Consider the following 819-nt stretch of genomic DNA (forward strand, 5'->3'; position numbering starts at 1 on the left):
TTGTGAGGCGGATTGAAAGCCATACGTTCGCGTCTGAACGGATCCACGGTGATGATACGACCGTGCCGGTTCTCGCTCTCGGCAAGACCGTCACCGGTCGGATATGGAGCTACGTCAAGGACGATGCTCCGTTTGGCGGAACGGCGCCTCCGTCGGCGATGTTCTATTATTCCCGGGACCGGGCCGGCGAACATCCACAGGCGCATCTGGCCAATTATAGCGGCATCCTTCAGGCGGATGCCTATACGGGCTATGGCCAGCTCTATCTTCCTGATCGAAGTCCGGGCCCGATTCATGAGGCGGCGTGTTGGGCGCATGCGAGGCGACCATTCTTTGCGCAAGCCGATTTGGAGGCCAACGCGCGCCGAAAAGCGCAGGGTAAAAATGCCGCCGTCATCTCGCCGGTCGCCTTGAACATGGTGCAGCGGATCGACGCACTGTTCGAAATCGAGCGCCATATCAATGGCCGTACGGCCGATGAGAGAAAAGCAATCCGCCAGCAGTTGTCAAAACCGCTGATCGACGACATGGAGATATGGATACGCGAACACCGCGCCAGGTTGTCGCGCGACAATGACTTGGCAAAGGCGTTTGACTACATGCTGAACCGCTGGGAATCCTTCATTCGTTTCCTCGACGACGGGCGCATTTGCCTGTCGAACAATTGTGCGGAGCGATCTCTGCGCGGTGTGGCGCTCGGTCGGAAAGCCTGGCTATTTGCCGGTTCCGATCGAGGGGGCCAGCGGGCGGCGGCCATGTACAGCCTGATCGTCACCGCGAAAATGAATCGCATTGACCCACAGGCCTGGCTTGCCGATG

The 819-nt window shown here is 59.1% G+C and carries 1 protein-coding gene; it reads left to right on the top strand.

What is annotated here, in order from left to right:
• Window positions 1-819 (top strand): IS66 family transposase (locus EQW76_RS28725; RefSeq protein ID WP_143123528.1); only part of this gene is annotated, 819 nt, incomplete at both ends.

It is taken from the genome of Rhizobium sp. rho-13.1, assembly GCF_007000305.1.
Lineage (GTDB): Bacteria > Pseudomonadota > Alphaproteobacteria > Rhizobiales > Rhizobiaceae > Rhizobium > Rhizobium rhododendri.